This is a genomic window from Anaeroplasma sp. (assembly GCF_034179385.1).
Taxonomy (GTDB): domain Bacteria; phylum Bacillota_I; class Bacilli_A; order Acholeplasmatales; family Anaeroplasmataceae; genus Anaeroplasma.
On record NZ_JAXFPY010000110.1, the window covers coordinates 1 to 11,451 of the forward strand.

An 11,451-nucleotide genomic window follows, 5' to 3' on the forward strand; every position below is an offset into this window, starting at 1 on the left:
CCCGTACGTACGGTGCAATGGGAGGGGCAAAGACTATTTTCTTTCCTCTACCCTATTTCTTAAATTATAATTTATTATTGAAGCTCATATGCTAAATTCTAATTTTCTTAACACTAAGCTTTCTTTTCGCTACCCATAGAGCACTCTAATATATCCTTAAAAGGATTATTATCTAGCATATTTTTTACCTTATTCTATAGTTCTTTTTGTATATACTTAACTTTGATGAGGATGAAACGAATAGAAAATGCAATGTGCCTCTCCTTTAGAATCCGAAGAAACGGACATATAAATATCTCCAGAATAGGAATAATCTTCAAACTTAACGCAATTACTTATTGATTCATAGGCAATCCTATTCTCTTTTTTATAATCCACATTAATGTCTTTAATTGTACCATTATCATCTCTAATGATTAAGTCATCTTCTACTTTAGTTATAGATGCTGTATCTATTCTTTCGATTTTTACAAAATCCTCTGGTATAAGATGATTTTTAAAAACATAATCTTTTTTATATGTTAATCTTACTGTATCACCATCAGCGAATTGAACCGGGCAATTCATGAATATATATTTTGAATCTAAGCAATATAAATATGCGCCACCCATAACTACAAAATTGAACGACTTTGTTTTTCCATTCTCATCTATCTCCACTTGATCATAACCAAATTCTGTATATTTAAAGGAAACTTTCATATCCGTAGTTACATATTCCTCATATACATCTGATACATTCGTATCATTCGTATCATTCGTATTATTATTTGCAAATACACTCGTACAAGAGCAAGTGAAAAATACAGTTAATAATCCTAAAATAGCATATAATTTATTTTTCATATTTTAAATCACCTCTCTATATAAATTTATAATTACTGGACGCATTCGACAAATAATTCCTGATGGATATTCTAAAAATCTTCCATCTAATATGCCCAATATGGAAGCAAAACGAATCACTTGCCCTTCATAAACCGTTGTTATATACACATAAACAGGACCACCACTATTCCCACCTGTAGAAATAATATCCGTTGAAGTTAAAACATTATTTGATTCAGAGGAAGTATTTACTGTATTAAATAATGGATATGATGCCCACATCGTATGATCATATTTTCCAATATCGTTTGCTGGACAATTCACCAATGCCGGATATCCTGCAGATTGAGCTTGATAATGTGTATTGCTCGTAAAATAATACATTTTCATATATGAATGTTCATAAATACCATCGATATCATTATTTGTTAACGTAATAGACCAATCAAATCCGAATTGCAACATTTTAGAATCATCGAATAAAATATATGAAACAGGTAAATATGTATCTGTTCCTTTATAGATTCCAAAATTTTGATGCCAGTTTGAAGAATTGTAATATGAATTTGCACCAGGATAAAAATCTGCATTATGTGGTATAGCTGTATTGCCATTATAATAATCAGCTGGATTATTTATTTGGTTATAAAATAAATGAGCACAAGATAAAACAGTTGTTTCATCCACAAATGTACCTGTACCTCTATAGGAATGTATAACTGAATTTGAAGAATCAACATATCTACAAGACGTATTTGCATAAGCTATTGCACTATATTGAAGCTCACTAGGATTTGAAACCAATCGTCTTGAATCATTAGATAGTCCAAAATTTAATGTATCTGTAATTAAATCTAAATAACTTGTAACTCCACCTTCTAGATTAATAAATTCAGTTGTAGATGTTGCATTATTTAAATCCAAGTTCTTATATTCTACATCATATCTATATCCAAAGGTTGATGAGGTATCATATTCTATATGCATGAAATACTTTTCATGCGTTGTAAGATTGGTGCTTGTTACCTTTTGCGGTAATAAAGTAAATGAACCAGTATTATAAGTGTTACTTTCAAATTCTAGAACATAGATTTGAAACGCATCGCAATAAATGATATCTTGATCATAAGAAATTTGTGATGAATAAAATAAATAATCGTTAGAATTATAGTAATAGAAATTATAAATCTTTAGTTTTGACATTGGGCCAGAATAATTTAATTTGATAAATTGTCTTTCGCTTGAATCAAACAAAAAATATGTTTTGGCATATGGATTATGAAAATAACCAGTAGTTGAAGTATTCAAATGTAACTCATTTGATTTTAAATTAAAAATATTTCTATTATCGTTAGAAACAGTCATAGAATCTAAACAATAATCCGTTGAAATAGAATGTGCATAGCCACTTATAGAAAAAAGCAATGTCAAATTTAAAAACAAAACAAGAAAAAACATACTTCTTTTCAATATAGTATTCAATTTAAAATCCACCACCTTCCAATTTAATTATATCCTCCCCCAAAAAATATGCAACAAAAAAGAGAGAAATGGTTCTCTCTTAATCAAAAATAATAAATTAATCCTTAATAGAATCTAAAGCCTGTTTAATATCCTTAATTAAATCTTCCTTATCCTCAATACCACAGGATAAGCGTACTAAACCTGCAGGAATACCTGCTTCCTTTAATTGCTCATCGGTCAATTGACGGTGTGTAGAGGATGCTGGATTTAAACAGCAGCTTCTAGCATCAGCAACATGTGTCTCAATTGCAATTAGCTTAAGTTGAGACATGAACTGGCTTGCCGCACTTCTTCCACCCTTAAGCTCAAAGGATACAACACCACATCCGCCCTTAGGTAGATATTTTTGTGCAAGCTTATAATACTTATTGGATTTTAATCCAGAATAATTTACATATTCAACCTTTGGATTTGCTTCTAGGAATTCAGCAACAGCCTGTGCATTTTCTACATGACGTGCAATACGTACATGTAAGGATTCTAATCCTAAATTTAATAAATAAGCATTCTGTGGAGATTGAATAGAACCAAAATCTCTCATTAATTGTGCAGTACATTTTGTAATAAATGCACCTGCATTACCAAATTTTTCTGCATAGGTAATTCCATGGTAGGACTCATCTGGAGTACAAAGGCCTGGGAATTTATCCTTATGTGCCATCCAATCAAATTTACCAGAATCAACGATAGCACCACCTACACCAGCACCATGACCATCCATATATTTTGTTGTTGAATGGGTTACAATATCTGCACCCCACTCAATTGGTCTACAGTTTACTGGAGTTGGGAAGGTATTATCTACAATTAGAGGTACACCATGCTTATGTGCAATCTTAGCCCACTTTTCAATATCAAATACAGTTAATGCTGGGTTTGCGATGGTCTCACCGAAGCAAGCTCTTGTATTTTCCTTAAATGCGGCATCAATTTCTTCTTCTGTTGCATCAGGAGAAACAAAGGTTACATCGATACCCATCTTCTTCATAGTTACCGCAATTAAATTGAATGTACCACCATAAATCGATGAGGATGCAACAATATGAGATCCACATTCACAAATATTGAATAATGCGAAGAAATTTGCAGCCTGACCTGAGGATGTAAGCATTGCAGCAGTACCACCCTCCATATCACAAATTTTAGCTGCGACATAATCATTCGTTGGGTTTTGAAGTCTTGTATAGAAGTATCCTTCGGCTTCTAAATCGAATAATTTACCCATATCCTCGCTCGTATTATATTTAAAGGTAGTTGACTGAATAATAGGTACCTGTCTTGGTTCACCATTACCAGGTCTATATCCAGATTGTACACATTTTGTATTCATTTTAAAATTACTCATTTTCATAATCCTCCAAGTATTATTTTATACCACAAAATCATTCATTTTTAAAACTATTATTTAAATTCTTTCCATCTATTTCTTTTTTTCTTTCCAAAGTATTCTTCATTAAGAATATTGTAAAGAAAATAAAGTCAATAAGAACTAAGAACAGGAAGGTTGTTGACCTATATAAGATTACAGCTAAATTTACAGCATCTCCCATGAAGGCTTGAAACACAGTTAAAAAGGAAAATTCTGCCGTTCCAATTCCACCAGGAGATGGAATAATATTTGTTACATAGCTTGATGCTTGACAAAGTAAGAAGCAATACATATATTCTTCTATTTTAAAGCCATTTTGGGTAATGACTAAATAAATAATATAAGGAAGTCCAAAGGACAATAGCATAAACAAAACATAAGCTATATAGGATGGAATATTATATTTAAAATTAGACCACATTCGATTCGCGCTAATTTTATAGATTTCCATCTTTTTTTGTTTTTCAACAGTAAAAGAATTTGGATCAAATTCCTTTTTGAATTTCTTTAATATCTTTACCTCTATTTTTAATATAAATGCTTGAAATCTTAAATTATACATCATAAGCATTAAGGCAGTAAAATAACCAACATTCGTTATAATACCTACTAAGCAAAAGATAAATAAAGGAACATTTAAATCTCCAACCATTAGAGTTTGATTCCTTATTATAGAATATATAAAGAAAATGGTATATAAAACAGGTAATATCGTTGAATATATCATTTGGTTCGTTGCCATGACAGATATATTTTCTTCTGTATTAAATCCTTTTTTCTTTAAATAATATCCAATCATTGGAAAATGAGCACTCTTCCATGGAGTTACATTAGAGCCTAAATTCCCCATGAAATATAAGCCATAAGCTTGCCCATAATTCGATTCAGGCTTTATTTGCTTCATATTTCTATAAATGATGAAGCAATCCAGGCTAACATAGGAAAATAAGATTCCAACAATTAATATAAATCCCCACCAATGAACCTTACCAATTTCCTTAATACTAGTAATCACATTTGAGGAGATTAAATAAAATATGGTTAGTCCTGTAACAACGATAAAGAATATCACATTAAATATAATCTTCTTTTTGGACATATTATCCCTCCTCTTATTCTATTGTACAATTCTTTAAAGATTTGTAAAGAAAAACGACGTGGCCATTTGCCACATCGCATAATCTTATTCTTCTTCCTTCTTAGCGAATCTCTTTTGAGCATCCTTAAGTGCATCCTTACGAGATAGATCAATTTGACCCTTCTCATTAACACCAATACACTTAACGATGATTTCATCACCAACAGAAACAACATCCTCTGGCTTTTCAACTCTTTCAAGTGCTAGCTTAGAAATATGACATAAGCCTTCAGCACCTTCCCATAGCTGGCAGAAAATACCATACTTTTCAATACGAGTAACCTTAGCTGTGTAGATTTTACCAACCTCAGCCTCACGAATAGAATTCTTTATATATTCTAAGCAAGCCTTAGCGGTTTCCATATTGCTGTGCATTACGAATAATCTACCATCCTGCTCAAGATCAATCTTAACATTATCGAATTTTTCGATTGTAGCGTTGATTGTCTTTCCACCAGAACCAATAACATCCTTAATCTTATCTGGATTAATTCTTGCCATAACAACCTTTGGTGCATATGGAGATAATTCAGGACGAACGGAAGCAATGGTTGTTGCCATGTGGTCTAGAATTTCAAGTCTACCCTTCTTAGCCTGTGCTAATGCTTCCTTTAAAATCTGGTATGTGATACCCTTAATCTTAATATCCATCTGTAAAGCAGTAATACCATCACGAGTACCAGCTACCTTGAAGTCCATATCACCTAGGTGATCCTCCATACCCTGGATATCCGTTAATACAGTATAATGCTCATCATCTGTCATAATTAAGCCCATAGCAATACCTGCAACAGGAGCCTTAATAGGAACACCTGCAGCCATTAAAGCTAATGTACCAGAACAAATTGTAGCCTGGCTAGATGAACCATTCGATTCTAAAATCTCAGATACAACACGGATGGTATATGGGAATTCATCCTCGGATGGAATAACATAGGATAATGCACGCTCACCAAGTGCACCATGACCGATTTCTCTTCTACCTGGAGCACCATATCTACCAGTTTCACCTACAGAGAACTGTGGGAAATTGTAGTGTAGCATAAATCTCTTATAGGATTCATCCGATAAGCCATCAATAATTTGATTGTCATTTAATGATCCTAAGGTTACAGTACCTAAGGACTGCGTCTGACCTCTTGTGAATAATGCACTACCATGAACTCTAGGTAATACATCTACTCTAGAGGATAATGGACGAATCTCATCAACAGCTCTTCCATCAGGTCTAATCTTATCCACAGCAATCATTCTTCTTACTTCACCGTGTAAGATTTCATCAAGGGTATATTGTACATTCTTTAAATATAATGCCTTAGCCTCAGTATCCTCAACCTTAATATCACCTAAGTCCTTAACGAATACCTTCTTGCCAAATTCCTCCAATGTATCTTCATTAACCTTGTCGATGGCAGCATATCTTTCAAGCTTATCCTCAACACGGATAGCCTTAATCATATTCTCCTCAGCATAAGCCTTAACCTGTGCTTCGATTTCAGGATCTACTTGGAATAATGTAGGAACATACTTTTCCTTACCACATTCCTTAACAATCTCCTGCTCGAATTCACATAATCTTTGAATTTCCGCATGACCAAACTTAAGTGCCTCCCACATATCATCTTCAGATACGAATCTAGCACCAGCCTCAACCATGTTAATTGCAGTATGTGTACCTGCAACAGTTAAATTAATTTCAGAAACCTCTAGCTGCTCTGGAGTTGGGTTGATGATTAATTCACCATTAACCTTACCAACAACTACACCAGCGATAGGTCCTTCAAATGGGATATCAGAAATCATTAATGCAATCGATGAACCTAGCATAGCTGCCATTGCAGTTGTGCAATCAGGATCACTAGATAATACTGTATTAATTACTTGAACCTCATTATTAAATCCTTCTGCGAATAATGGACGAATAGGACGGTCAATCAATCTAGAAACTAATGTTTCATGCTCAGTTGCACGACCTTCTCTTCTTAAGAATCCTCCAGGAATCTTTCCTGCAGCATATAATTTTTCCTGGTATAAAACCATTAATGGGAAGAAGTCAGCAGTGGATGCAACATTATTAGATACAGCACAGGATAAAACTGTTGAATCGCCATACTTAACTAAGCATGCACCATTTGCCTGTTTTGCCACTTCTCCGATTTCAATAACAAGTGGACGACCAGCCCAATTGTATTCGAAACGTTTAACTTCACTCATGTTAAATTTTTCTCCTTAATTTACTCTTCTATCTTTTTTTATCTCAAACATATTCATTATACCACACTTAAGATAAATTGAAAGCAAAAAACAAAAATTAAACTTTTATAAGTTTTAGCAAAGAATTTATATAAATTATCTTTATAACATTTGCCATGTTTATAAATTTAGTTTATATATAAAAAGCATCAGCAAAATGCTGATGCCATACGACATATATTCAATATTACTATTTTAAAGAATCCATCTTCTTCTTTAGTAAATTAATGCCTACATCAAAGATAATAATTAGAACTACAAGTAGTATTAGCCAAGCTAGAATCGTTGAAAAATCAAGCTCAAGCTTCGCATTATTAATGATTAAGCCTATAGAATTATTCAAGCTACAAATATATTCTGCCATAACCATTACCTTTACACCTAAGCTTATACCCTGAAGTAAGGTAATCAGCATAGGGGATATTGCAAGTGGTACATAGATTCTAGTATATTTCATATATCTTGGACCAGGTAATAAGGATAATTCGGATACGATATCCTTATCTATGGATAGGGCTTGCTTAACTCCTTCATATACTACAGGAAATACGACTAAAAAGCATACAATATAGGGTATAATTTCTTTATTTTTGAATAATAATATGTATAAATAAACCGATACAATTGCGAATGGACATGCCTTAATAATAAACATAATCGGATTCACAATATCCACATTGTATTTAAACACATAATTTATAAAATGAATAAATAGACTAATTAGGAAGGACGCAACTAAAACGATTAGAATTTTACCGAGCAAAGTAAGTAATAATACTGCATCCTTTGAGCCTATAATTTCGCCTAATTTAGCGAAAATATCATTAATTCCAGGGAAAAAGATGTCATCTTGATTCAGGATAGTAAATATTTGATAAATAATGATGAGTAAAATAATGACAGATACAGATATTCCAATATGCTTATAGGAAGAATTCTTCATTTGGAAGCTTATCTCCAGCCTGTTTTCCAAATCCTAAATCAATCATATACTGTAGGTACTTATTTACAGCTTCAGATTCTTTATCATGATCCATAACAATGAAATGACAATTAGGAATTGCCTTAGTTAATACAGCCTCACCTAAAGTCTCAAAGGATTTGTGCATAGCAACTGCCTTCAAAGCAGTATCCGCAGGGTTTTCTACTGCATCCTTAACACTATTTACTAAAGCATCAACTGCATTTAATACCTTACTATCCTCTTTTGCTTCTTTTTTAATGAAAATACCAGCCTGAGGATAAGAATCCTTACCAGTTACTTTCTTATATTCATCCTGTAAATCAATTACATTAATGCCCTTTGCATCCTTAATTTTAGAAATTGCTGGTTCTGCAGTAATAACATATTCTGCAGTACCTGCAACAAGAAGTGAATTCGCAGATGCAACATCATCTACATATTCAATCTCAACATTTAAATTCTTTTCCTTAATTAATATTTTAGTAAGAATATCTGGTGTAGAATTCTTACCAAATACAACAAGTTTTTTATTGTCAATATCCTCAAATGAAGTTAAGGTAGCCTTAGAAGCTAAGAATAAATTACCCCATACGAATGTTTTAGCTAATACATAATCTTCATTTGTATTATAGAATTTTGCACCCAAGTTTACCGGTGCAACAATAACATCATGGCTCTTTGTACCAAATGCAGCAACAAGCTGTTCCGCACCATTTACGATTTCAAAGGATGCACCATCTACGCTGTCGTAATAATTTGCTAAGCCTAGTGCAGGAGTACCTGATGGACAAATGATAGATACAGGTGTGTCATCTACTGTTGTTGTAGGTACTACTGTTGTTGTTTCTATAGTTGTAGAAACTGTTGTAGTTTCATCCTTCTTTTCTGTAGTTGTATTTGCTTCATTACCACAAGAAGCAAGTAAGCCGATAGCTGCTAATCCAAATAATATTCCAATTCTTTTCATTTTAAAATCTCCTTTTTTTATTGCTTTTTCATTATACACAATTTATAATAAAAATAGTGTGATATTTGTCACACATGGAGGCTTTTATGAATTATAATGAAGTTATTTTTGCCACATTTCAAAAACTTATAAAGGATAAGGAAATTACTCCATTATTCTATAAGAATAAGGATATTATTTTTAATGAAGGAAGTCTATGCAAAGACATTTGCTATATCTTAGATGGTGAAGTTGAAATCAACACATTATCCTATAGTGGATCCATTGAGGTTATTAGCTTACTTGTAAAGCATAATTTTTTTGGTGAATTCTTAATTTTCCAAGAAAATGGAAAATACTTAGGTGATGTAATTGCCAAAGGCAATGTGGCATTAATAAAAATATCCAAAGAAATGATGCTAGATTTAATGCATAAGAATAAAGAATTCTTAGAAGCATATATATCCTTTATTTCCAAAGAGACCTATGAGATCAAGCAACAGGTTAAGCTATTATCCCATAAAAATGCATTAAATAGAGTTATTTATTATTTAGAAAACTATGCTACCAATTCAACATGCATCCTTGAATCTGTTGCCTCCTTAGCGAAGGAAATCAATCTCCCTAGAGAGACTGTTTCAAGGACACTTACTCGACTTGAAAATGAAGGTTTCTTGTATAAAAATAAAAATTTAATTAAACTATTAAAGTAAATAATGGCTAAGCAAATCGCTTAGCCATTATTTACTTTTTATAGGAAAAAAGGACGTGTACTATCAAATTTCCAAATTGTATTATCCCAATTTTCGCTACAATATGACATTATTTCTTCTAATGAACTAGATTCTCCTTGTGAGTTGTAAGACTCTGATTCAACATCAAAATTCATTATTTTTTGGCCTTCATATCTAAATGAATTTAAAACAGTGCCTTCATTATCAAACGCAACCAGTCCACTAGCATAACTAAACTTCTCAACGTAGCCTTTCGCACTTACATTTCCATAAGCAATTGATCCACTAATTGTTCCAGCATTATAACCTACTAATCCTGCAGCATATGCTTTATTTTCACTACTAGTATCATTTATTTCTATATCAGAATAACAGTTTAATATTACGCCTTCATTATAGCCTACCAATCCACCAGTATATCCTAATTTGCTAGTTGAAACATTAAGAGTTCCAGTTGCATAAACATTCTCTAATCTTCCAGAAAGTTTTCCAACAATCATTCCATTATATATATCATCTGTTGATGTAGTAGAAATTGTTAAGTTGTTTTTAAAACCAATATTTTTTATTGTTCCTGAAACATAACCAAATAATCCATTAAATGTATTATATGTAGCATTCAAAACATAGTTTCTAATCTCATGTTTGTTTCCATCTAAAATACCATTAAATGCTTTTTCTTCCGTTGATGCAATTAAATCAATCTGTTTACTTCCAAAATCTAAATCTGATGTTACCATAAAATACACATTAGAATAATCAACTCCAGAATTCACCTGATTTATAAAATACACAAATTCTTTTGGTTTAAAAATTTGATATGGATCAGATTCTGTTCCAGTACCACCATGATAAGCATCTGCAATATGTATTCCATCCCATACACTACTCTTAGTTGGGGTGATAGTATAGTTAATCGTTGCATTACAGTTATAGAACGCATTTGTTCCAACACTTTCAATACAATCCACAAGATATATTTGTTCAATCAAATCACAATTATAAAATGCATAATCTGGTATAGTATCCTGTACTGTTACTGATACATTTCTCAAACTCTTTGGAATGTAATAGCAATAAAAATGATTTGGAGCACTTGCGTAATATCCTTGATATGTAGAATCACTATCTGAAGTTTTATAACTACTACTACCAACATCTATATATCCAAATATATATCCAAATACAGATTCTATTCTATTTGTTGTAGTCAAATTTCTTCCTATAAATGGTATAGTTATGCTTTCTAAAATATTCATACCATAAAAAGCAAACTTTCCTATCTCTGTTACCCTATCAGGTACCACAACCTCAGTCATAAGTTTTAAATTATAGAATGCATAATCACTAATCGATGTACAACATTCAGGTAATTCTAATTTATATTGTGTATCACCATAGAAATATTCTATGTTTACACAATTATAGAATGCATAAGAGCCTATATAGGTCACATCTCCAAATTTAACCTTTTCGATTTCACTACAAGAATAGAAAACATATGACTTTATATTTGTTACTCCTGTTGGGAGAATTGCCTCTCCTATCGTAGTACTATTTAATTGGTTAAGTTTTGAACAATTGTAAAATGCATAAGAACCTATACTGGTTACTGTTTCTGGTATTTCTATCTTTTCAATCAAATCACAATTATAAAATGCACTATCTGGTATAGCATCCTGTACTGTTACTATT

Annotated in this window: 9 protein-coding genes; 1 reads left to right on the forward strand and 8 read right to left on the reverse strand. The window is 32.1% G+C overall.

From position 1 onward, the window contains the following. Nucleotides 1–216: 216 nt before the first annotated feature. The 7 genes from SPJ17_RS07230 to SPJ17_RS07260 form a co-directional block, all read right to left on the reverse strand. Complete coding sequence (locus SPJ17_RS07230; protein ID WP_321094176.1) at nucleotides 217–846, reverse strand: hypothetical protein; 630 nt, start codon at nucleotides 844–846, stop codon at nucleotides 217–219. A 3-nt stretch (nucleotides 847–849) separates the two neighbouring features. After that, the gene (locus tag SPJ17_RS07235; RefSeq protein WP_321094179.1) at nucleotides 850–2,310 is read right to left on the reverse strand and encodes a hypothetical protein; all 1,461 of its coding nucleotides are present in this window, start codon (nucleotides 2,308–2,310) and stop codon (nucleotides 850–852) included. 97 nt (nucleotides 2,311–2,407) lie between these two features. Then, entirely contained in the window at nucleotides 2,408–3,697 is a 1,290-nt protein-coding gene (locus SPJ17_RS07240) for an O-acetylhomoserine aminocarboxypropyltransferase/cysteine synthase family protein (protein WP_321094182.1), read from the reverse strand. A 37-nt stretch (nucleotides 3,698–3,734) separates the two neighbouring features. Then, a complete protein-coding gene (locus SPJ17_RS07245) occupies nucleotides 3,735–4,820 on the reverse strand; it encodes a lysylphosphatidylglycerol synthase transmembrane domain-containing protein (protein WP_321094184.1) in 1,086 nt (361 codons plus the stop codon). Between the two features lie 84 nt (nucleotides 4,821–4,904). Further along, nucleotides 4,905–7,073, reverse strand: a complete 2,169-nt coding sequence (gene pnp / locus SPJ17_RS07250; RefSeq protein ID WP_321094186.1) for a polyribonucleotide nucleotidyltransferase — start codon at nucleotides 7,071–7,073, stop codon at nucleotides 4,905–4,907. Between the two features lie 229 nt (nucleotides 7,074–7,302). Then, on the reverse strand, nucleotides 7,303–8,055 hold the full coding sequence (locus SPJ17_RS07255; RefSeq protein WP_321094189.1) for a hypothetical protein: 753 nt from the start codon (nucleotides 8,053–8,055) through the stop codon (nucleotides 7,303–7,305). After that, the gene (locus SPJ17_RS07260; RefSeq protein ID WP_321094192.1) at nucleotides 8,036–9,043 is read right to left on the reverse strand and encodes an MqnA/MqnD/SBP family protein; all 1,008 of its coding nucleotides are present in this window, start codon (nucleotides 9,041–9,043) and stop codon (nucleotides 8,036–8,038) included. The genes SPJ17_RS07255 and SPJ17_RS07260 overlap by 20 nt, the downstream gene beginning before the upstream one ends. A gap of 86 nt (nucleotides 9,044–9,129) precedes the next feature. Between SPJ17_RS07260 and SPJ17_RS07265 the strand changes: the two genes are divergently transcribed. Next, entirely contained in the window at nucleotides 9,130–9,735 is a 606-nt protein-coding gene (locus tag SPJ17_RS07265; protein WP_321094195.1) for a Crp/Fnr family transcriptional regulator, read from the forward strand. Between the two features lie 38 nt (nucleotides 9,736–9,773). On the opposite strand, the gene SPJ17_RS07270 is transcribed toward SPJ17_RS07265, so the two are convergent. Beyond that, a partial coding sequence (locus SPJ17_RS07270) for a leucine-rich repeat domain-containing protein (protein WP_321094198.1) occupies nucleotides 9,774–11,451 on the reverse strand: 1,678 nt, incomplete at its 5' end.

What these genes read in the sequence shown, in the direction of transcription:
- SPJ17_RS07265 (WP_321094195.1), top strand. Translation starts at nt 9,130, where the DNA reads ATGAATTATAATGAAGTTATTTTTGCCACATTTCAAAAACTTATAAAG.
- pnp (WP_321094186.1), bottom strand. Translation starts at nt 7,073, where the DNA reads ATGAGTGAAGTTAAACGTTTCGAATACAATTGGGCTGGTCGTCCACTT.
- SPJ17_RS07230 (WP_321094176.1), bottom strand. Translation starts at nt 846, where the DNA reads ATGAAAAATAAATTATATGCTATTTTAGGATTATTAACTGTATTTTTC.
- SPJ17_RS07255 (WP_321094189.1), bottom strand. Translation starts at nt 8,055, where the DNA reads ATGAAGAATTCTTCCTATAAGCATATTGGAATATCTGTATCTGTCATT.
- SPJ17_RS07245 (WP_321094184.1), bottom strand. Translation starts at nt 4,820, where the DNA reads ATGTCCAAAAAGAAGATTATATTTAATGTGATATTCTTTATCGTTGTT.
- SPJ17_RS07240 (WP_321094182.1), bottom strand. Translation starts at nt 3,697, where the DNA reads ATGAGTAATTTTAAAATGAATACAAAATGTGTACAATCTGGATATAGA.
- SPJ17_RS07260 (WP_321094192.1), bottom strand. Translation starts at nt 9,043, where the DNA reads ATGAAAAGAATTGGAATATTATTTGGATTAGCAGCTATCGGCTTACTT.